The organism is Streptomyces sp. NPDC028308, assembly GCF_055565855.1.
Genome location: NZ_JBVHTO010000001.1, coordinates 502,039 through 523,813 on the forward strand (window position 1 = coordinate 502,039; position 21,775 = coordinate 523,813).

The 21,775-nt window shown below is 72.7% G+C and carries 13 protein-coding genes; all 13 read left to right on the plus strand.

The features are described 5' to 3' along the window. The first annotated feature begins 17 nt into the window (after positions 1 to 17). Positions 18 to 1,217, plus strand: coding sequence for a rod shape-determining protein RodA (rodA, locus tag ACZ4VA_RS02105; RefSeq protein ID WP_356237697.1), 1,200 nt, complete (start codon positions 18 to 20; stop codon positions 1,215 to 1,217). Positions 1,218 to 1,324: 107 nt separating this feature from the next. Beyond that, positions 1,325 to 2,848, plus strand: coding sequence for a CYTH and CHAD domain-containing protein (locus ACZ4VA_RS02110; protein ID WP_468079303.1), 1,524 nt, complete (start codon positions 1,325 to 1,327; stop codon positions 2,846 to 2,848). A gap of 100 nt (positions 2,849 to 2,948) precedes the next feature. After that, the gene (locus ACZ4VA_RS02115; protein ID WP_468079305.1) at positions 2,949 to 4,910 is read left to right on the plus strand and encodes a TIGR03960 family B12-binding radical SAM protein; all 1,962 of its coding nucleotides are present in this window, start codon (positions 2,949 to 2,951) and stop codon (positions 4,908 to 4,910) included. A 477-nt stretch (positions 4,911 to 5,387) separates the two neighbouring features. After that, entirely contained in the window at positions 5,388 to 5,930 is a 543-nt protein-coding gene (locus ACZ4VA_RS02120; RefSeq protein ID WP_468079307.1) for a lamin tail domain-containing protein, read from the plus strand. 181 nt (positions 5,931 to 6,111) lie between these two features. Beyond that, entirely contained in the window at positions 6,112 to 7,422 is a 1,311-nt protein-coding gene (locus ACZ4VA_RS02125; RefSeq protein ID WP_468079309.1) for a hypothetical protein, read from the plus strand. Between the two features lie 48 nt (positions 7,423 to 7,470). After that, complete coding sequence (locus ACZ4VA_RS02130) at positions 7,471 to 8,304, plus strand: TIGR03936 family radical SAM-associated protein (RefSeq protein WP_356168865.1); 834 nt, start codon at positions 7,471 to 7,473, stop codon at positions 8,302 to 8,304. 245 nt (positions 8,305 to 8,549) lie between these two features. Beyond that, a complete protein-coding gene (locus ACZ4VA_RS02135; protein ID WP_468079311.1) occupies positions 8,550 to 12,701 on the plus strand; it encodes an Rne/Rng family ribonuclease in 4,152 nt (1,383 codons plus the stop codon). A 294-nt stretch (positions 12,702 to 12,995) separates the two neighbouring features. Then, the gene (locus tag ACZ4VA_RS02140) at positions 12,996 to 14,348 is read left to right on the plus strand and encodes a phospholipase D-like domain-containing protein (protein ID WP_355789654.1); all 1,353 of its coding nucleotides are present in this window, start codon (positions 12,996 to 12,998) and stop codon (positions 14,346 to 14,348) included. A 198-nt stretch (positions 14,349 to 14,546) separates the two neighbouring features. Then, positions 14,547 to 14,867, plus strand: a complete 321-nt coding sequence (rplU, locus tag ACZ4VA_RS02145; RefSeq protein ID WP_119102267.1) for a 50S ribosomal protein L21 — start codon at positions 14,547 to 14,549, stop codon at positions 14,865 to 14,867. 14 nt (positions 14,868 to 14,881) lie between these two features. After that, positions 14,882 to 15,136 carry a 50S ribosomal protein L27 gene (gene rpmA, locus ACZ4VA_RS02150; protein ID WP_006374707.1) on the plus strand — a complete coding sequence of 85 codons (255 nt, stop codon included), beginning with the start codon at positions 14,882 to 14,884 and terminating at the stop codon, positions 15,134 to 15,136. Positions 15,137 to 15,287: 151 nt separating this feature from the next. Further along, entirely contained in the window at positions 15,288 to 16,724 is a 1,437-nt protein-coding gene (obgE, locus tag ACZ4VA_RS02155) for a GTPase ObgE (RefSeq protein WP_355781719.1), read from the plus strand. Between the two features lie 209 nt (positions 16,725 to 16,933). After that, entirely contained in the window at positions 16,934 to 17,308 is a 375-nt protein-coding gene (locus tag ACZ4VA_RS02160; RefSeq protein ID WP_356168857.1) for a CU044_2847 family protein, read from the plus strand. Positions 17,309 to 17,324: 16 nt separating this feature from the next. Then, complete coding sequence (locus ACZ4VA_RS02165) at positions 17,325 to 21,728, plus strand: nSTAND1 domain-containing NTPase (protein WP_468079315.1); 4,404 nt, start codon at positions 17,325 to 17,327, stop codon at positions 21,726 to 21,728. Positions 21,729 to 21,775 lie beyond the last annotated feature (47 nt).

Here is a 21,775-nt window from a genome sequence, read left to right on the forward strand (position 1 = left end):
GACCAGGGAAGGCTCACATGACCGGCACGAACGGCTTCTCCGTGTCCGGCTACGGGCCCGAGCGCGCCGGCTGGACGCGGCTGTTCGCCCGCGACTCGCTGGCCCGCCGGCTCGACTGGCCGATACTCCTGTCCGCCATCGCGCTCTCGCTGATCGGCACGGCCCTCGTCTACTCGGCGACCCGCAACCGCACCGAGATCAACCAGGGCGACCCGTACTACTTCCTGATCCGCCATCTGATGAACACCGGCATCGGCTTCGCGCTGATGATCGGCACCGTCTGGCTCGGCCACCGCACCCTGCGCACCGCGGTGCCGATCCTCTACGGCATCTCGGTGTTCCTGATCCTGCTCGTGCTGACCCCGCTCGGCGCGACGGTCAACGGCGCCCACGCCTGGATCGTCCTCGGCGGCGGCTTCTCGCTCCAGCCCTCCGAGTTCGTGAAGATCACGATCATCCTGGGCATGGCGATGCTGCTCGCGGCCCGGGTCGACGCGGGCGACAAGCCCTACCCCGACCACCGCACGGTGCTGCAGTCGCTCGGCCTGGCCGCCGTGCCGATACTGATCGTCCTGCTGATGCCGGACCTCGGCTCGGTCATGGTCATGGTCATCATCGTGCTCGGCGTGCTGCTCGCCTCCGGAGCCTCCAACCGCTGGGTCTTCGGCCTCATCGGCACCGGCGCCCTCGGCGCCCTCGCCGTCTGGCAGCTGCACATCCTCGACGAGTACCAGATCAACCGCTTCGCGGCCTTCGCCAACCCCGAGCTCGACCCGGCGGGCGTCGGCTACAACACCAACCAGGCGCGCATCGCCATCGGTTCCGGCGGCCTCTTCGGCACCGGCCTCGGCCACGGCTCGCAGACCACCGGCCAGTTCGTCCCCGAACAGCAGACGGACTTCGTCTTCACGGTCGCGGGCGAGGAGCTCGGCTTCGTCGGCGCCGGACTGATACTGCTGCTGCTCGGCGTCGTCCTGTGGCGCGCCTGCCGCATCGCCCGCGAGACGACGGAGCTGTACGGCACGATCGTCGCCGCCGGCATCATCGCCTGGTTCGCGTTCCAGTCGTTCGAGAACGTCGGCATGACCCTCGGCATCATGCCGGTCGCCGGTCTGCCCCTGCCGTTCGTCTCATACGGCGGATCGTCGATGTTCGCGGTCTGGGTGGCCGTCGGACTCCTCCAGTCGATCCGGGTGCAGCGGCCGATGTCGGCCTAGCGCCGCCCGACGACCTCCGGCGCGACCCGTCGGAAGGAACACACAGGTGGCCGAGCGGGGCCGGGGACGGACTGCCCCCGGCCCCGATTCGCGTCTAGATTCGTTTCATGGCGGACACGAAGCGCGAGATCGAGCGGAAGTACGAGGGACCCGCGGCCGGCGGCGGTGCGGGCCTGCCGGACCTGACGGCCGTCCCCGGCGTCGGGAGCGTCGTCGGCAGAGGCGTCGACGAACTCGACGCCACCTACTACGACACGGCCGACCAGCTCCTGGCGGCCTCCTCCATCACCCTGCGCCGCCGCACCGGAGGCGCCGACGCGGGCTGGCACCTGAAACTGCCGGTGGCGGAGGGGGTGCGTGACGAGATCCACGCCCCGCTCGCCGACTCCGTGCCGGCCGCCCTGTCCTCGCTCGTCCGCTCCCGCGTCCGGGACGCCGCGCTCGTCCCCGTCGTACGGCTGCGCTCCTCCCGCGACGTCCGCCACCTGCTGGACGCCGACGGAGCCCTGCTGGCCGAGGTCAGCGTCGACCGGGTGCGCGCCGAGCGGCTCAGCGGCGGCAAGGGCACGGCCCAGTGGACCGAGATCGAGGTGGAACTCGCCGACGACGGCGACCCCGCCTTCCTCGACAAGGTCGAGAAGAAGCTGCGCAAGGCGGGACTGCACCGCTCCGCCTCGCCCTCCAAGCTGGCCCGGGCCCTGACGGAGACCGGAGCCGGCGTCCGGCGCCCCTCGGGCAGGCGCCCCGCGGCCCGGCCCCCGGTGACCGCGGGCGACCACGTCCTCGCCTACGTACGCGAACAGCGCGACGCCCTGGTCGAGCTGGACCCCGCCGTCCGCCGCGACCAGCCCGACGCCGTGCACCAGATGCGCGTCGCCACCCGCCGCCTGCGCAACACCCTGCGCTCGTTCGACAACGTCCTGGACCGCAAGGTCACCGACCCCGTCCGCACCGAGCTGAAGTGGCTCGCGGGGGAGCTGGCCGGGGACCGCGACCAGGAGGTGATCACCAAGCGCCTCACCTCGGCCCTGGACGACCTCCCCGGGTCGCTGCGCTCCGGACCCGTGCGCAACCGCCTGCGCACCTGGTCGCGGGCCCGCCACTCCGGCTCCCGGCAGCGGCTGACCGAGGCGCTCGACGGGCGGCGCCACCTCTACCTGCTGGGCGCCCTGGACGCCCTGGTCAGCGATCCGCCGCTGCACAAGGCGGCCGCCGGCAAGCCGAAGAAGGTGCTCGCCGAGGCCATCCGCAAGGACCTCGACAAACTCGGGAAACTGGTCGACCGGGCGGTCTCGCTGCCGCCGGGCCGGGACCGGGACATCGCGCTGCACGAGGCCCGCAAGAAGGCCAAGCGCACGCGGTACGCCGCCGAGGCCGCGGTGCCCGCTCTGGGCAAGCCCGCCGAGGCCACCGCCAAGGCCATGAAGTCCCTGACCAAGCTGCTCGGCGACCACCAGGACAGCGTGATGGCCCGCGAAGCCCTGCGAGACCTCGCCGAGAAGGCGCAGGCCGCCGGTGAGAGCTCGTTCACGTACGGCGTGCTCTACGCCCGTGAGGAGCGGCGGGCGGCGGCCGACGAGGACGCGCTGCGGGGCGCGTGGCGGAAGGCCGGGCGCAAGGCGGCGTTCTGAGCGTGCGGGGGCACCTCCCGGCCGCGTTAGGCTAGATGGTCACCCTTCCCCCAGCTTTTTTCGGCCGGGGGTGCCCCCAGTCAGCTCACGAAGGTTCGCGATGCCTGCCGAATCGGTCTTCCCGCAGCTCGAAGCTCTGCTCCCGCATGTGCAGAAGCCGATCCAGTACGTCGGCGGAGAGCTCAACTCCACGGTGAAGCCCTGGGACGCCTGCGACGTCCGCTGGGCCCTGATGTACCCCGACGCCTACGAGGTCGGACTCCCCAACCAGGGCGTCATGATCCTCTACGAGGTGCTGAACGAGCGCGAGGGCGTCCTCGCCGAGCGCACCTACAGCGTGTGGCCGGACCTCGAGGCGCTGATGCGCGAGCACGAGGTCCCGCAGTTCACCGTGGACAGCCACCGCCCGGTGAAGGCCTTCGACGTGTTCGGCCTGTCCTTCTCCACGGAGCTGGGCTACACGAACATGCTGACCGCCCTGGACCTCGCGGGGATCCCCCTGGAGTCCAGGGACCGCACGCTGGACGACCCGATCGTCCTCGCCGGCGGCCACGCGGCCTTCAACCCCGAGCCGATCGCGGACTTCATCGACGCGGCGATCATCGGCGACGGCGAGCAGGCCGTGCTCGACATGACGGACATCATCCGCGCCTGGAAGGCTGAGGGCCGTCCCGGCGGCCGCGAGGAGGTCCTCCTGCGCCTCGCGAAGACCGGCAACGTCTACATCCCGGCCTTCTACGACGTCGAGTACCTGCCGGACGGCCGCATCGCCCGCGTCGTGCCGAACAGGTCCGGCGTCCCGTGGCGCGTCTCCAAGCACACGGTGATGGACCTCGACGAGTGGCCCTACCCGAAGCAGCCCCTGGTGCCCCTCGCGGAGACCGTCCACGAGCGGATGTCGGTGGAGATCTTCCGCGGCTGCACGCGCGGCTGCCGCTTCTGCCAGGCCGGCATGATCACCCGCCCGGTGCGCGAGCGTTCCATCACCGGCATCGGCGACATGGTCGAGAAGGGCCTCAAGGCGACGGGCTTCGAGGAGGTCGGCCTCCTCTCGCTCTCCTCCGCCGACCACTCGGAGATCGGCGACATCGCCAAGGGTCTGGCGGACCGGTACGAGGAGGACAAGATCGGCCTGTCCCTCCCCTCCACCCGCGTCGACGCCTTCAACGTCGACCTGGCCAACGAGCTGACCCGCAACGGCCGCCGGTCGGGCCTCACGTTCGCCCCCGAGGGCGGCTCCGAGCGCATGCGCAAGGTCATCAACAAGATGGTCTCGGAGGAGGACCTGATCCGCACGGTCTCCACGGCGTACGGCAACGGCTGGCGGCAGGTGAAGCTGTACTTCATGTGCGGTCTGCCCACCGAGACCGATGAGGACGTCCTGCAGATCGCGGACATGGCGATGAACGTCATCGCCGAGGGCCGCAAGGTCTCCGGCCAGAACGACATCCGGTGCACGGTGTCGATCGGCGGCTTCGTGCCCAAGCCGCACACCCCGTTCCAGTGGGCGCCGCAGCTGAGCGCCGAGGAGACGGACGCCCGCCTCACCAAGCTCCGCGACAAGATCCGCGGCGACAAGAAGTACGGCCGCTCCATCGGCTTCCGCTACCACGACGGCAAGCCCGGCATCGTCGAGGGCCTGCTGTCCCGCGGTGACCGCCGGATCGGCGCCGTCATCCGCGCCGTCTACGAGGACGGCGGCCGCTTCGACGGCTGGCGCGAGCACTTCTCATACGACCGCTGGATGGCCTGCGCGGACAAGACGCTGCCCGCCTTCGGGGTGGACGTCGACTGGTACACCACGCGTGAGCGCACCTACGAGGAGGTCCTGCCCTGGGACCACCTGGACTCGGGCCTCGACAAGGACTGGCTCTGGGAGGACTGGCAGGACGCCCTCGACGAGACCGAGGTCGAGGACTGCCGCTGGACCCCGTGCTTCGACTGCGGCGTGTGCCCGCAGATGGACACGCAGATCCAGATCGGCCCGACGGGCAAGAAGCTGCTGCCGCTGACGGTCAAGAACGCGGCGCCGGCGCCCGCGTCGAGCGGCCACGTGCACTGACACCAGCGGGACCGCCGGGACGGCCGGTCATCCGAGCGACGCGTTCGCCCGGGTGACCGGCCGTTCCGCTGTCCGGCACAGGTCCGCGTACCCGCTCCCGAGTCGAACTTTTCCGGCTTTCTGGAACGAATGATCGACAATGTGGCGGTCCGGACTGTTACGTGTATTTCCGGCCACCGGCGCGGAGCGTGCGGGGTGCGCGGCAGGGGCGTGGGCGGAGCTGGAAACCGCTTCCACGGTGATCTACGGGGATGGGTGTGGGTGCCACGGGGTCGGCGTCCCCGGGTGGGCCTGATTGGTTGAACGTTGCATCTGACGGTCACGGAAATGTCCGCATACGGCAACACCAAGCGGGACACCTGCCGCCCGGCCCGGGGCGCGGCAAAGCTGTGGGTCCTCGGCACTCGCCGGGAACGCACATCGCCTCTTTCGGCCGGTCAGGGCCGGCCGACGGGGCCCCACAGTTGGGGGACGTTCATGTCTTCTCGCTCCACTCGCCGTATCGCCGCCGCGGTTCTCGCGGCGGGCGCCGCCCTCGGCGCGGCAGCCATGCCGGCCACCGCGGACAGCGGCCATCAGCGTGCCCGTGTGGTCATCAGCGGCGTGCAGTACGACTCGCCGGGCCACGACAACTTCTCCAACCGCTCCCTGAACAAGGAGTGGGTCGACATCACCAACAACGGGCGGCACAGCGTCAACCTCGACGGCTGGACCCTGCGTTCGCGGGACGGCGACACCTACCGGTTCCGCCACTTCCGCCTGGACGGCCGCAGCACCGTCCGCGTCCACACCGGATACGGCGAGGACAACCGCCACGACGTCTTCCAGGACCGCCGCGACTACGTGTGGGACAACCGCTCCGACACGGCCACCCTGCGCAACGACCGCGGACGCTTCATCGACGACGAGTCCTGGGGCCGTAACTGGGGCGGCGGCGGTCACCACGGCGGCGGCAACCACCACGGTGGCGGCAACCAGCACGGCGGTGGCGACCACCACGGCGGCGACCACCGTCGCTGACCCCGGCCGGCGCGGCCCCCTCGGGGGCCCGACGCCCGCTTGACCGGCAGCGGTGTCCCGGACGGCTCCCACAGCCGCCCGGGACACCGCTTTCGGCGTTCGGCGGGTCCCGGACGGCGGCCGGCGGGACCGTCGCCGCCGTCACCGCATCCAAACGGCCTGCCGGGGCGTCTATCCCGGTATGGATCTGGAGAAGTCCGCCGTCGGGCGGCCCGCCGAGCGGGACGTGTCTCGGGGTGAGGGGTGCCTGACCGTCGCCATCCGCATCCCGGTACGGATCGTGGTGCTCGTCCTGGTGGTGCCGGTGCGGATGGTCTGGGACGCGCTGGTCGTCGGCGGCAGGTTTCTCCGGGACACCGTGCTGCGTCCGGTGGGGCGGGCTCTCGCGTGGCTGGCGTGGGCGATGTTCGTCTGGCCCTGGTCGGCACTGTGGCGCTACTTGGTGGTGCCGGTCGGCAGGGGACTCGGATGGCTCGCGTACCGGCTGCTCGTGGTGCCCGCCGAATGGCTGTACCGCACCGTGCTGACGCCCGTCGGACGTGCGGCCGTCTGGGCGGTGCGCGGCGCCGGAGCCGTTCTCGTGTGGTTCTTCGGCGGTCTGTGGGCCGGCGTGACCTTGCTGTACGCGCGGGTGCTGACGCCCGTCGGACACGGGGCCGCCTGGCTGGTGCGGGGGATCGGTCTCGTCCTCGCGGCGGTCGCCGTCGGTGTCTGGACCGCCCTCACCGCGCTCGTGCGCTACTTGGCGGTCGTACCGGCGCTGTGGCTGTACGCGCGGGTGCTGACGCCCCTCGGGCACGCTGTCGCCTGGCTCGTGCGGGGGATCGGCCTCGTCCTCGCGGCGGTCGCCGTCGGTGTCTGGACCGCCCTCACCGCGCTCGTGCGCTACCTGGTCGTCGTACCCGCGCTGTGGCTTTACGAGTGGATCCTCACGCCCGTCGGACACGGGATCGCCTGGGCGGCGCGAGGTCTCGTGTGGCTCGTACGGATGATCTTCGTGGGGATCGGCGCCGCGCTCTACTGGACGCTGCGGATCCTGTTCGTGCTGCCCGCCCTCGCCCTGTGGCGGTGGGTCCTCGCACCCGTCGGCCGTGCTCTGGTCGTCGTCGGCAGGGAGATCGCCGAGGCGCTCGGCCACGCCTGGCGCGTCGCCGGCCGGATCTCGCTCACCGTCGGGCGCTTCCTCGCCCAGCTGTTCCGGTGGATCTTCGTGGAGCCGGTGCGCTGGGCGTACCGGAGCGTGCTCACCCCCGTGGGCCACGCGGTCCGCGACACGGTCCTGCGCCCCGCCGCCGAGGCCGCCCGCGTCGCGCGCCGCACGGCGCGGCAGGCGCTCACCTCCGCCCGCGAGTCCGTCCGGCAGGCCCGCGCCGACGTGCGCCGGATGCTCTTCGGAGCGCCGCCCGAGCGGCAGACGGTGGCCCGGCGGGAACCGGCGGCCGGTGAGACACGTACTCTAGGTAGCAGTACGACCGCTCTCACGAAGGACTGAACGACACTGGGCAAGCGACAGCCCGAAGGCCCGCCGCCCGCACCCGCGGTGCAGCGCATCCGACTGCGCTACACCAAGCGCGGCCGCCTCCGGTTCACCAGCCACCGTGACTTCCAGCGCGCCTTCGAGCGTGCGTTGCGCCGTGCCGAGGTGCCGATGGCGTACTCGGCGGGGTTCACGCCACACCCGAAGGTGTCGTACGCCAATGCCGCACCCACCGGCACGGGCAGCGAGGCGGAGTACCTGGAGATCGCGCTCACCGAGGCGCGTGACCCGGACAAGCTGCGCGAGCTCCTCGACGAGTCGCTGCCCACCGGGCTCGACATCACCGAGGCGGTCGAGGCCCGCACGTCGGGACTCGCCGACCGGCTCACCGCGTCCGTGTGGGAGCTGCGCCTCGACGGCGTGACCCCCGAGGACGCCCGGCGCGCGGTCGACGCCTTCAACGCGGCGGAGACCGTCGAGGTGCAGCGCAGGACCAAGAACGGGATGCGCACCTTCGACGCCCGCGGCGCCGTCGCCGGACTGGAGGCCCACAGCCCCGGCTCCGAGGCGTCCGCCCCGGCGGACGGGGCACACGGTCCACAGGCTGATAGGCCGACGGACCAGCCCTGTGCGATACTGCGCCTGGTTGTTCGGCACGTGACGCCTGCCGTTCGACCCGACGACGTCCTGTCCGGTCTCCGCGCCGTGGCCGACCTGGCGCCGCCGGTCGCCGCAGCGGTGACCAGGCTGGCGCAGGGGCTGTTCGATGAAGAGACCGGCACGGTGACCGACCCGCTCGCGCCCGACCGCGAGGCAGCCATGGCCGCCCCGGCCGATCGCCCAGGGGTCGCCGGCACTGCCACCGCGAAGGCGCCGGTGCCGGAAGGTTCCGCGTAGGACGGATGTCGTAGCGCCGCCCTGGTACTCGGGAGCCACCTGGGTCGGGCAGCGCACCGACCACAAGACTTTCGCCAGGCCGTACGCACACATGGCGTACGGAACCGGCGAGACAGGACACAGAGAGCTCCCGTGCGGCGCCCGCGCCCCGGACGGCGGCACCGCGCATCGCGCGAGCCGCGGACGTCACCGGATTCATCCGGACCAGGCGCGGCGCCCGGGAGCCTGACGGGAGATCCACCCGCATGCTCGAGCCGACCGAACCCGCCGAGCCCACCACGGGCTCCGCCGACAACAACAGCCCCAGCGACACGCTGCCGCCGCGACGCCGTCGCCGCGCCGCCTCGCGTCCCGCGGGCCCGCCGTCCGCCGCCTCCGAGGCCGCGGCCGAGACCACCGCGCCGGCCATACCGGCCGCGTCGTCCGCCGGGCTCGCCACGGAAGACACCGTGACCGACACCGGCGCGGACACCGCCGAGGTCGAGGAGACCGAGGACGAGACGGCGGCCGAGACCGCCGCCACCGACGCCGAGGCACCCGCTGCCGCCGAGGACGCCGCCCCGCGCCGCGCCCGGCGTCGTGCCACCCGGCGCGCGACCGCCCCCGTCGCCACCCCCGCGACCGACGCCGAGGCGGAGACCGTGGTCCCCGCCGTCGCCGCGTCCGAGGCACCGGCGCCCGCCGCCGAGGCCCCGTCCGTGACCGAGCAGGCCGACGAGTCCGCCGAGGACACCGCCCCGCGCCGTTCCCGCCGCCGCGCCACCCGCCGCGCCTCCGCACCCGCCGGCGCCCCGGCCCCGGCCGCTGAGGCCGACACCGCGGACGCCGAGGCCGAGACGCCCGCCGAGGCGCCCGCCCCTGTCGAGGAGGCCGCCCCCACCCGCCGTACCCGGCGCCGCGCTACCGCGCCCGTCCGTACGGTCGAGACGGCCCCGGCCCCCGACGAGGACACCGTCACCCCGGCGGACGAGGCTCCCGCCGCCGAGCCGGCCGAGTCCCCCGAGCCGGTGGAGCCGGCCGAGGACGCCGGCCCCCGCCGTTCCCGGCGTCGCGCCACCCGGCGCGTCACCACGCCCGCCGGCGCACCCGAGGGTGCCGCCGCCGACGAGCGTGCGGAGGCGCCCGTGACCAGCGAGCCCGTGGCCGAGGCCGCCGAGGCCGAGCAGCCCGCCGCCGAAGCCGTGTCCGCCCCGGCCGAGGAGGACGCCGGCCCGCGCCGCGGCCGCCGCCGCGCCACCCGCAAGGCCGCCGCCGGCTTCTCGGCCCCCGCGCCGAGGACCGACGAGGGCGAGTCCACGCGACGGCCCGCGCGCCCCGCCGTGGCCGTCTTCCAGGCGCCCGTCTTCGCCGAGCCGATGTTCCAGACCCCCGAGCGGGCCGCCGCCGCCGCTGCCGCCGAGGCCGCGGAGGAGCCGGAGCAGGAGCCCGCCGAGGAGCTCACGGAGACGGTCGAGACCGTCGAGGAGCCGACCGGCGCGCGCCGCCGCCGTCGCCGCCGCGGCGCCGACCCGGAGCCCGCCGCCGAGCAGGCCGCGCCCGAGCCGGAGCCCGAGGAGGCCGTCGACGAGGAGGAGTCCGCCGAGGACGCCACCGAGGGCGACGACACCGAGGAGACCGGTTCCCGCCGTCGCCGCCGCCGTGGTGGCCGTCGCCGTCGCCGCGGTGAGGCCAGCGACTCCGACACCGAGTCCGGTGACGACGAGTACGCCGACGAGCAGGCCGCGCAGGACACCGAGGACACCGCCGAGCGGTCCGCCGAGGACGCCGAAGACGCCGAGGACGCCGACGAGCGCGAGGAGCAGGGCGGTTCCGGCTCCAGCAGCAGCCGTCGCCGCCGTCGCCGCCGCCGTCGTGCCGGTGACTCGGGCACCGAGGCCGAGACCGGCGACTCGGACCCCGAGCGCACGGTCGTCAAGGTCCGCGAGCCGCGCCCCAAGCGGGAGGAGCGGACCGGTGACGCCTCCGACGAGGTGCAGTCCATCAAGGGCTCGACCCGCCTGGAGGCCAAGAAGCAGCGCCGCCGCGAGGGCCGCGAGCAGGGCCGCAGGCGTGTCCCGATCATCACCGAGGCCGAGTTCCTGGCCCGCCGCGAGGCCGTCGAGCGCGTGATGGTCGTCCGCCAGAGCGGCGAGCGCACCCAGATCGGCGTCCTCGAGGACAACGTGCTCGTCGAGCACTACGTCAACAAGGAGCAGTCGACGTCGTACGTCGGCAACGTCTACCTGGGCAAGGTCCAGAACGTGCTGCCGTCGATGGAGGCCGCCTTCATCGACATCGGCAAGGGCCGCAACGCCGTCCTGTACGCCGGTGAGGTCAACTTCGAGGCGCTGGGCATGGCCAACGGGCCGCGGCGCATCGAGTCCGCGCTGAAGTCCGGCCAGTCGGTACTCGTCCAGGTGACGAAGGACCCGATCGGCCACAAGGGCGCCCGGCTCACCAGCCAGGTCTCCCTCCCGGGCCGCTACCTCGTGTACGTGCCCGAGGGCTCGATGACCGGCATCAGCCGCAAGCTGCCCGACACCGAGCGCGCGCGCCTGAAGACCATCCTCAAGAAGATCGTCCCCGAGGACGCGGGCGTCATCGTGCGCACCGCCGCCGAGGGCGCGAGCGAGGACGAGCTGCGCCGTGACGTGGAGCGCCTCCAGGGCCAGTGGGAGGACATCCAGAAGAAGGCGAAGAGCGGCAACGCCCCGACCCTGCTGTACGGCGAGCCGGACATGACCGTCCGAGTCGTCCGCGACATCTTCAACGAGGACTTCACCAAGGTCATCGTCAGCGGTGACGAGGCCTGGGAGACCATCCACGGATACGTCTCCCACGTGGCCCCCGACCTGACCGACCGGCTGTCGAAGTGGACCTCCGAGGTCGACGTCTTCGCGACGTACCGGATCGACGAGCAGCTGATGAAGGCGCTGGACCGCAAGGTCTGGCTGCCCAGCGGCGGTTCGCTGGTGATCGACAAGACCGAGGCCATGATCGTGGTCGACGTCAACACCGGTAAGTTCACCGGCCAGGGCGGCAACCTGGAGGAGACCGTCACCAGGAACAACCTGGAGGCGGCCGAGGAGATCGTGCGTCAGCTGCGGCTGCGCGACCTGGGCGGCATCGTCGTCATCGACTTCATCGACATGGTCCTGGAGTCCAACCGCGACCTGGTGCTGCGGCGCCTGCTGGAGTGCCTGGGCCGCGACCGTACGAAGCACCAGGTGGCCGAGGTCACCTCGCTGGGCCTGGTCCAGATGACCCGCAAGCGCGTCGGCCAGGGCCTGCTGGAGTCCTTCTCGGAGACCTGCGTCCACTGCAACGGCCGCGGCGTCATCGTGCACATGGAGCAGCCGACCACCGCGGGTGGCGGCGGCAAGCGCAAGAAGCGCGGCCGTGGCGGTGCCGAGCACACGCACGAGCACGAGCACGAGGCGGTGGCCGCGGAGCCCACGGAGACCGCCGAGGCCGTCGAGACGGAGACCGAGGCGGAGGTGGCCGCGGAGGCCGCCGCGCCGGCCGCGCTCCCCGCTCCCGAGTTCCAGCCGGACGAGGAGCTGTACAGCAGCGCCGCCGAGGCGGAGGCCGCCGCGTCCCGGGGCCGTTCGCGGCGCCGGGCGACCCGGCGGGCCTCGGCTCCGGCGGGTGCGCCGCGGGGCGAGGAGAGGGCTCCCCGCTCGCGCGGCGAGGAGCGTGCTCCCAAGTCCCGGGACGCCGCCGAGGCGGAGCCCGTCGCCATGGAGGACCCGGTCGTCGAGGCGCCCGAGGTGCCCGAGGCTCCGGTGGAGACCCCGGTGGAGCTCGCTCCGGCGCAGGAGGTCCCCGCTCCGGAGGAGGCCGCTCCGCAGGGCCGTACGCGCCGTCGGGCGACCCGCAAGGTGTCGGCCCCGGCCGGTTCGCCGAAGGCGGCCGACGAGGCCGAGGCGGTGACCGTCGCGGTCGCCCCGCAGCCCGCCGCCGCCCCGGAGCCCGTGTCCGAGCCGGTGGCCCAGCCGCCGGCCGCCGAGCAGGCCGAGGCGCCCGCGGAGAGCGCCGCCCCGGCCCGTCCGCGCCGCCGTGCCGTCCGCAAGGCGACCGCGCCCACCGCGTCCGAGGAGGCGGCCGTCGTGGTCGTCCCGTCGGCCGCCCCCGAGGCGTCCGCACCGGAGGCGTCCGAGGCCGGGGCACCGGCGGAGGAGCCGGCGGAGGAGTCGGCCCCGGCGAAGAAGACGGCCCGCAAGACGGCCAAGAAGGCGACCGCGAAGAAGGCGGCCACCACCAAGAAGACCGCGGCCAAGAAGACGGCCGCGAAGAAGACGACGGCCAAGAAGGCGACGGCCAAGAAGACGGCCGCCAAGTCGACGGCGAAGAAGACCGCGGCGGCGGAGCAGACGGTGTCCACCGTCACGGCCTCCGCCTCCACCGACGACGACTGAGCCGAGGACCGAGCCGGCCGGGGCCCGTAGCCCCGGCCGCACGCCCCCTGCCCGGCGGTGTCACCGCCGCCGCGGGGGGCGTGCGTGTTCGTCAAGGCGCCGACAGGGCAGGAGGGGTGACGTAGCGACGGATTTTTTGTCCGTCCTGACGGGGTTTCAGGGCTTCTCCCCTCCCGCCCGCACCCCCCGCCACTTGGAACACGAACAGCTACGTGTAAAACTCATGCAGTCACACGTATGAGCCCACGGGCCGTGGTTGGGGAGACCGCTTGCTCGTGTCAGGGAGGGGATTTCATGGCGCGCGTGCGCCTGACGGGCACGGGGCGGCACCGCGCTGTGAAGCCGGTCAAGGGAGGACGCCAGGCCGTCGCGCTGGCGACGGTGCTGTCGGCGGCGGGGGTCCAGGCGGTCGCGGCCACCGGTACGGCCCAGGCGACGGGCAACCCGACCTGGACCGAGGGCCCGATCTTCAACGACCCGCTGGGCACCACGGACCAGCAGTACGCGATCCGCACCCGGCTGATCGAGCTGACCAACGCGGCGCTGCCCGGCTCGGTCATCAAGGTCGCGGTCTACCACGTCTGGGAGGCGTCGGTCGTCAACGCCCTCGTGGCCGCCAAGGACCGCGGTGTCAACGTCCAGGTCCTGCTCGACGAGTCGAGCATCAGCGACCGGCCGACCAACACCTCGTACAGCACGCTGGCCGCCGGCCTCGGCACCGACCGCACGAAGGGCTCGTACGTCAGCACGTGCCCGGCCAACAAGTCCTGTCTCGGCGACCCGAAGTTCGGGCAGTCGATCATGCACAACAAGTTCTGGCTGTTCTCCGCGGTCCAGGGCGCCACGAACGTGGTCGTGGAGACGACGTCGAACTCGACGCCGTCCGCGCACACGCGCTTCTTCAACGACGCGCTGCTGCTGCCGAACAACCCGACGATGTACGACGCCTACTCGGACTACTTCGACACGATGGTCGGCCGGGACTGGGCGTCCTGGAACTACCGCACCGTCAGCAACGGCCTGTACAAGGCGTACTTCTTCCCGCGCGAGGGCAACACCCGGGACACCGACACCGTCTACTCGGTGCTCAACAACGTCCAGTGCTCCTACAAGGACACCGCCGGCGTCACGCAGAAGACCAAGGTCCGGGTCGCGATCTTCAAGCTGACCCGGATGGCGATCGCCGAGAAGCTGGTCTCGTTGCAGAAGGCGGGCTGCTCGGTCAGCGTCGTGTACGCGGAGACGGACAGCGCCAAGAGCTCCGGCGGCACCAAGGGCACGTGGGAGATGCTGCACACCACCGGCGGCCCCTCGGTGCGCTGCTACAACGACGACCGGGACCCGCTGAACCCCGGACAGAAGCTCACGACGCCGTTCATCATCCACTCCAAGTACATCCTCGTCGACGGCATGTACGACGGCGTGCGGAACAAGGTCAGCTTCACCGGCTCCGGGAACTACACCGGGCCCGCCCTGCGCGAGAACGACGAGTCGATCGTCAAGGTCGACGACGACGCCGTGCACGACATGTACCGGACCCACTTCGACCGGGTGCGCGCGGTCGCGTACCCGGGCGCCTCCGACGCCACGGACCTGTGCCGGGGCGTGAAGCCGCTCCCGGACGACGGCGAGAAGCCGACCACGTGACGTGTGAGGCGGTGACGGGGCCGGGCCTGGTTTGACCCTTTCGGCTGTGGCCCCGTAACCTTGACCGTCGGCGTGTCCCCTGGCGCGCCGCATCCCCGTAAACCTCTTCCTCCCGGCGCTCCGCGCTTCGGGAGAGGCCGCTCGCGCAAGCGTGCGGCTGGACTGCGGGGTCCCGATCCGAGTGAGAGAGAGATCCGCGTGTACGCCATCGTGCGCAGCGGTGGTCGCCAGCACAAGGTTGCTGTCGGCGACATCGTTGAGGTTGACAAGATTTCCACTGCCAAGGTTGGCGACACGGTCGAGCTCTCGACCCTGCTCGTTGTCGACGGCGACGCCGTGACGAGTGACCCCTGGGTCCTCGCCGGCATCAAGGTCCAGGCCGAGATCGTGGACCACCACAAGGGCGCGAAGATCGACATCCTTCGCTACAAGAACAAGACCGGCTACCGCCGTCGTCAGGGCCACCGCCAGCAGTACACGGCGATCAAGGTCACTGAGATCCCCGCGGCTGCGAAGTAAGGGACTGAGGAGAGATGGCACACAAGAAGGGCGCATCGTCCACTCGGAACGGTCGCGACTCCAATGCTCAGCGGCTCGGCGTGAAGCGCTTCGGCGGTCAGGTCGTCAACGCCGGTGAGATCCTGGTCCGCCAGCGTGGCACCCACTTCCACCCCGGCGCCAGCGTCGGCCGTGGCAAGGACGACACGCTGTTCGCGCTGGCCGCCGGTGCGGTGGAGTTCGGTACCCACCGTGGCCGCAAGGTCGTGAACATCGTTCCGGTCGCCTGATCCAGTCCACTTAGGGCGCAGGCTCCGCGGAACAGGTTTTTCGCGAGGCGGACCTCACTTCCCGGTCGGGAAGGCGGGTCCGCCTTTCGCGTGTTACCCAAGAGACATTCCGTACGTACAGAAGTAACCGAAGTGCTGGAGGCACCCCACCATGACCACCTTCGTGGACCGCGTCGAGCTGCATGTCGCCGCGGGTAGCGGAGGCCACGGCTGTGCCTCCGTACACCGGGAGAAGTTCAAGCCGCTCGGCGGCCCCGACGGCGGCAACGGAGGCCGTGGCGGTGACGTGATCCTGGTCGTCGACCAGTCCGTCACCACGCTGCTCGACTACCACCACAAGCCGCACCGCAGCGCGACCAACGGCAAGCCCGGCGAGGGCGGCAACCGCTCCGGCAAGGACGGCCAGGACCTCGTCCTGCCCGTCCCGGACGGCACGGTCGTCCTCGACAGGGCGGGCAACGTCCTCGCGGACCTGGTCGGCCACGGCACCTCGTACGTCGCCGCCCAGGGCGGCCGCGGCGGCCTCGGCAACGCGGCGCTGGCCTCGGCCCGCCGCAAGGCCCCCGGCTTCGCGCTGCTCGGCGTGCCCGGCGACTTCCAGGACATCGTCCTGGAGCTGAAGACCGTCGCGGACGTGGCCCTGGTCGGTTACCCGAGCGCCGGCAAGTCCTCGCTGATCTCCGTCATGTCCGCGGCCAAGCCGAAGATCGCGGACTACCCCTTCACGACCCTGGTCCCGAACCTCGGCGTGGTGACGGCCGGCGAGACCGTCTACACGATCGCCGACGTGCCCGGCCTCATCCCCGGCGCGAGCCAGGGCAAGGGCCTCGGCCTGGAGTTCCTGCGCCACGTGGAGCGCTGCTCCGTGCTCGTCCACGTCCTGGACACGGCGACCCTGGAATCGGACCGCGACCCGGTCTCCGACCTCGACATCATCGAGGAGGAGCTGAAGCAGTACGGCGGCCTCGACCGGCGTCCGCGCATGGTCGTCCTGAACAAGATCGACGTACCGGACGGCAAGGACCTGGCCGAGATGGTGCGGCCCGAGCTGGAGGCCCGCGGCTACCGCGTCTTCGAGGTGTCGGCCGTCGCCCACACCGGCCTCAAGGAGCTGTCCTTCGCGCTCGCCGACGTGATCGCGAAGGCCCGCGCGGCCAAGCCCCAGGAGGAGGCCACGCGCATCGTCATCCGCCCGAAGGCGGTCGACGACGCCGGCTTCACGGTGGTGCAGGAGGAGGACGGCCTGTTCCGCGTCCGCGGCGAGAAGCCCGAGCGCTGGGTCCGGCAGACCGACTTCAGCAACGACGAGGCCGTCGGCTACCTGGCCGACCGGCTCGCCCGCCTCGGCGTCGAGGACCAGCTGATGAAGACGGGTGCCCGCTCGGGTGACGGCGTCGCCATCGGCCCCGAGGAGAACGCGGTCGTCTTCGACTGGGAGCCCACGGTCATGGCCGGCGCCGAGATGCTCGGCCGCCGCGGCGAGGACCACCGCTTCGACGCCCCCCGCCCGGCCGCCCAGCGCCGCCGCGACAAGCAGGCGGAGCGGGACGAGTCGGAGCAGGAGTACGACGACTTCGAGCCGTTCTAGCCGCTCGCCGCGCAGGAAGCGCGTCGCCCCGAGAACGCCCCGGTCCGCACGGACCGGGGCGTTCTCGCGTTCCCGGGCACCGTCAGGTCCGCGCCAAGTGGGCCGATCACAGGCCGTGTCGCGGTGGTGACGATCTACGATGCGGGCGGACCGCGCGCCCGGCCGGGCGGACCTCGCGGAGCCGGACATCGGAGTACCGGGGGAGCGTCATGAGCGACCGGACCGTGCGCACGGTCGAGGTGCCCGTGGGGGACGGCGGCGACGAGGTCGTGCGCGTCCAGATCCGCGAGGTGGACGAGTCCCTGGTCAGGGTCGGGCGCGCGGGGCGCGCGGTGGCCCGGGCCGAGCGCTCGCTCGGCGAGATGCTGGACACCGTACGGCCCGTCGCGGACAGCTTCGTGGGGCGGTTCCGGGATCTCGCGGACGCACCCGACGAGATCACCCTGGAGTTCGGGGTGTCGCTGTCGGCGGAGGCGGACGTCGTGATCGCGAGCACCGCCACGCAGGCCAATTTCTCCGTGACGCTGACCTGGAACCGCGGTGACGCCCGGGACGCGGCCGCGGACCGTACGCGGGTGAACTGAGCCGGACGGGGGCGCGATGACGGGGGAAGAGTCGCAGAGTCCGGACGAGGCGCTGGCAGCGGCGGTCGTCCGGATCAAGGGGCAGGACGGCGAGGTCGGGGGAGCGGGGTTCTTCGTCGCCCCGGATCTGGTGCTGACCTGCGCCCATGTGGTGTCGGACGTGCTGGAGCGGTCGCGCGACCGCCCGGTGGCCCCCGGGACCGCCGTCACCGTGGACCTGCCGCTGTCCGGGCCCGGGGCGCCCGAGGGCACGGGCGGGGCTGCGGGCGGGGACGCGCGGCCCGGACAGCCGCGTCCCGAGCGCAAGGCCCTCGTCGAGACCTGGGTCCCGATCAGGGCCGACCGGACGGGCGACCTGGCGCTGCTGCGGCTGCCGGAACCGCTCCCCGGAGCGCGCCCGCTGCCCATGGCCGACCCCGTCAGCGTCTGGGAGCACGGGGCGCGCGCGGTCGGGTTCACGGACGGCGAGCCCGGCGAGAGCTGGTTCCGCGGGAAGCTCGGCGGTGCCACCGGCGAGGGCTGGCTCCAGCTCTCCCGGGCCGACGGGCAGGCCGCCCACGTCCGGCAGGGCTTCAGCGGCACACCTGTCTGGGACAACGAGCTCGGCGCCGCCGTCGGCCTGGTCGTCGCGGCCCAGCCCGAGCAGGACGCCCAGCAGGCCTTCGTCCTGCGGACCCGGACCCTGCTCGCGGAGCTGCCCGCACTGGCCCCGCTGGTACTGCCCGCCGTGCCGTTCCGCGGTCTCGCCCCCTTCCGGGAGGAGGACGCGGACGTCTTCTTCGGGCGGGACGGCGACATCGCGGACGCCGTCGGCGCCCTGCGCGGGGAGCGGCCGACGGTCACCCTCTACGGCCCCTCGGGCTCCGGGAAGTCGTCCCTGGCGCTGGCCGGTGTGGCCCCCCGGATGCGGCGGGACGGCTACGACGTGCTCGTCGTGAACGCGGGCCAGGTCTCGTCCCCGTTGTCGGCGCTGGCCACCGAGCTGTACGAGGACATCCGCTCCGGCCGCTTCGGGGCCGCCCGCGCGCACAGCGCCGACCAGGTCGAGTCGTGGCTCGCGGACAAGGGCCTCGCGGACGCGCTGCACCGCGCGCGGGGCACGGCGGGCGGCCGGCTGCTCGTCGTCCTCGACCAGGCCGAGGCGCTCCTGGACCGCACGGAGGCGGAGGTCGCCGAGACGGTGCGGCTGCTCTTCCCCGAGCGCCCAGGGGGCGACGGGACACGCGTCCTGCTCACCCTGCGGGCCGACCTCATGGACGCGGTGCTCAGACACCCGGCCCTCGGGCCGGCGGTGCGGGCGGGCCGCACGCTGCCGCTGACGCCGATGACGCGCGAGCAGCTCCGTGAGGTGATCACCCGGCCCGTCGAGCGGGTCCCCGGGGTGGCCTACGACCCCGGGCTGGACCGGCGCATCCTGGACGACACGGGCGGCGAGCCGGGCATCCTGCCGCTCCTCGGCTTCGTACTGGAGCAGCTGTGGCACGAGCGTGCCGTCGGACGGCTGCGCGCGGCGGCGTACGACGGGATGAACGGCGTCACCGGGGCGCTCGGACTGCACGCCCGCAACGCCTGGCGGGAGTGCGTGGAGGAGGGGTCGGAGGCCGACGCGCTGCGGCTGCTCACCGGGCTGGTCCGGGTGCTGCCGGGCGGGGCGACCCCGCTGCGCCGCAGGCTCACCCGTAAGGAGGCCGGCGAGGAGCGCTGGCGGCTGGCCCGGTCCTTCGCGGAGCGGCGGCTGCTGGTGCTGCACGGCGGCGACCAGGAACCGGAGACCGCCGAACTCGCCCACGAGGCGCTGATCACGGCGTGGCCCGCGCTCGCCCGGCAGGTGAAGGCCGACGGCGAGTTCCTGGCCGCCCGGGCGGAACTCGCGCACGACCGGGAGCGCTGGGAACGCGGCGGCCGCTCGGCCGACCTGCTGCCGGGGGCGGTGCAGCTGGGCCTGCTGACAGGGCGGCTGCGGGACCGTGAGGACGAACTGACGGGTGCGGACCGGGACTTCCTGGATCAGGCACGGCAGCGTCAGCGCGCCCGCGGCAGACGCCTGTGTGCCGCCTGGATCGCCGGCGCGCTGGTGCTCGCGCTGATCGCCGGGCTCGGCACCTTCCTCGTCCACCAGTCGGGGGTCAGCGAGCGGCGGGGCGCCGAGGCACGCTCACGCGCGCTGGCGAGCCTCGCCGGGGAGCTGGACAAGCGCGACCCCGCCAAGGCCGCCCTGGTGGCGATGGGGGCGTACGACACCGCGCCGACGCAGGAGGCCCGTACCGCGATGCTGCGCGGCTACGACAAGTTCAACGGCGCGGCGTGGGTGATGGGAGGGGTCGAGGGCGAGATCGACGCCGTGTCCATGAGCGTGGACGGCCAAGTAGCTCTGGCCACCAGTCAGTTGGGGCGGGCGTCGCTGTTCCTGCGCCCGCCTGGGGGAAAGGTCAGGCGGCTGCAGCTGCAACTGCAGGGCCTGGCCTTCCATCCGCTGGTCAGCCGGGACGGACGCCGGATCGCCTACATCTCGACGGAGGACGCGCTGGTCTGGCACGACGTCGACGCCGGGGCGGACCGGGCGGCGGACGTGCTGGGCCGCAGGCACCCGGTGCCGGCTGCCGAGTTCGCCGCCAAGGCCGAGGGGAAGGGACGCCAGAGCGACCAGGTCCACTTCATGGACTTCTCCCCGGACGGCTCCGAGATCGTGACGGTGGCGGACGGGCGGCTGGGCGTGTGGGATCTGCGGGCCGGGACCCGCCGGCCGGTGCCCGGCCGGCCGCCCGCGGTCGACGCGGTGTGGTTCGGCCCGGACGCGAGGACGGTGGTGGCCCAGCGGAGCCCCCAGGATCCCGACGGCGGGAAGCACACGGTCGTGGCGATCGACACCCGCGCCGGCCGGACACGCGAACTCGCCCGCGGCGTCGAGACGTACGACATGGAGACCATGATCCGATCGTTGCCGGCCATCGCGCTGTCCGGTGACGGCAGGGTGCTGAGCCACTGCCGGACGGAGAAGCACGACGGGACGAATCGCGCGGTCTACCGGACCGTGCGGGTGGCCGACGGCCGGGAGCGGAACCGGTACGTGACCGAGGGCTACCGCTGCCGTGGCGTGGCCATGGACCGCACGGGCGCCCTCCTCGCCATGCACGTGTACAAGTCCGACTGGGTCGTCGGCGGAGTCCGCGAGGGCGACGAGGTGCTGCCAGCGGACGCTGCCGAGCAGACGGCCGACATCGCAGGCCGCCTGCTCGGTGACGCGCAGCACCTGGTGGTGCCCACCTGGGACGGGACCACCGTGACGGGACTGTCCCTGGAGACGTCCGACCATCCGCTGCGCCTCGTGGTCGCGCATCCGCTCCTTCTCGACGACGCCAGGACTCTGGTCGCCCACGTGGAGACGCGGCAGGACGCCATGGACCCGGTCGGCAACCGTCTGGCCCTGGTTGACGCGACGACCGGACACGTGAGGACCCAGGTGGCGCGGCCGCCACGGGACAGCCGCATGGACCCGGACCCTCCGCACACCCTCGCGGTCAACGAGGCCCAGACCCTGGTGGCCGACGTGGTGGGCCGCGACCGCATCCAGATCCGGCGGATCCCCTCGCTGCGCAAGGTCGCCGAGATCACCACGCGGATGCCTCCCGCCGACAAGCAGGGCAAGTCCCGCCTCTCCCTGCTCTTTCTGCGTGGCGACGAACTCGTCACCCTCTCGGGCACCCGGATCGAGCACTTCGACGCCCGGAACGGCCGGCGCCTGACGAAGACCCTGGACGCGCGCGAGCTGGGACTCCCTGGGAAGACGCCTGCCCTGACCACCTCCAACGGCACCGCGCCCGACTCGGGATACGCGCTGAACCGCCGCCCGGAGCGCGGACTCGTGCAGATCGTGGTGCGCGGCGACTCGCACCTGTACGCCGTCGACCTGCGGACCGGCAAGGAGGTCAGAAGGCTCAGGGTGACCCTCGGCCCCGACAACGACCGTGCCTTCCTCGACCCGAGCGGCCGGTACGCGGCGGCGAAGACCAAGGGAAGCATGGTCGAGATCTGGTCGGTGCGCGCGGGGCACCCGCCCACCCGGGTGCTCGGACCCCTCGGGCCGCTGGGGGAGAACGACGCGTCCTGGGGCGACGGCTTCACTCTCGGTTTCACCGGACGCGGCTCGGAGTTCTACGTGGCGACGGGCAGCTCGGTACGTTTCCAGGACGCGGAAGACCCGAGCCGCTTCGAGACGTACGACTTCGCCGAGGACCAGTACTTCCTCGCCGCCACCCGGAACGGCCGGACGCTGCTCAGGGTCCAGGACGGCAAGGCCGACCTGCTCACGCTCGACCCGAGCCGGTGGAAGCGACGCCTGTGCGCCGTCGTCGGCCGCGACCTCACGGACGACGAGCGGCGCGGGCTGCCCGCACTGCCGGCGACGGTCTGCCCCGACTGACGGCGCCGGCACGGGAGTTCGGCCGCCGCGCCACGCGAAGGGCCCCC

Bases quoted from the DNA above. Each gene is read 5' to 3' on its own strand.
- rodA (WP_356237697.1), top strand. From the start codon at position 18: ATGACCGGCACGAACGGCTTCTCCGTGTCCGGCTACGGGCCCGAGCGC.
- ACZ4VA_RS02110 (WP_468079303.1), top strand. From the start codon at position 1,325: ATGGCGGACACGAAGCGCGAGATCGAGCGGAAGTACGAGGGACCCGCG.
- ACZ4VA_RS02115 (WP_468079305.1), top strand. From the start codon at position 2,949: ATGCCTGCCGAATCGGTCTTCCCGCAGCTCGAAGCTCTGCTCCCGCAT.
- ACZ4VA_RS02120 (WP_468079307.1), top strand. From the start codon at position 5,388: ATGTCTTCTCGCTCCACTCGCCGTATCGCCGCCGCGGTTCTCGCGGCG.
- ACZ4VA_RS02125 (WP_468079309.1), top strand. From the start codon at position 6,112: ATGGATCTGGAGAAGTCCGCCGTCGGGCGGCCCGCCGAGCGGGACGTG.
- ACZ4VA_RS02135 (WP_468079311.1), top strand. From the start codon at position 8,550: ATGCTCGAGCCGACCGAACCCGCCGAGCCCACCACGGGCTCCGCCGAC.
- ACZ4VA_RS02140 (WP_355789654.1), top strand. From the start codon at position 12,996: ATGGCGCGCGTGCGCCTGACGGGCACGGGGCGGCACCGCGCTGTGAAG.
- rpmA (WP_006374707.1), top strand. From the start codon at position 14,882: ATGGCACACAAGAAGGGCGCATCGTCCACTCGGAACGGTCGCGACTCC.
- obgE (WP_355781719.1), top strand. From the start codon at position 15,288: ATGACCACCTTCGTGGACCGCGTCGAGCTGCATGTCGCCGCGGGTAGC.
- ACZ4VA_RS02160 (WP_356168857.1), top strand. From the start codon at position 16,934: ATGAGCGACCGGACCGTGCGCACGGTCGAGGTGCCCGTGGGGGACGGC.
- ACZ4VA_RS02165 (WP_468079315.1), top strand. From the start codon at position 17,325: ATGACGGGGGAAGAGTCGCAGAGTCCGGACGAGGCGCTGGCAGCGGCG.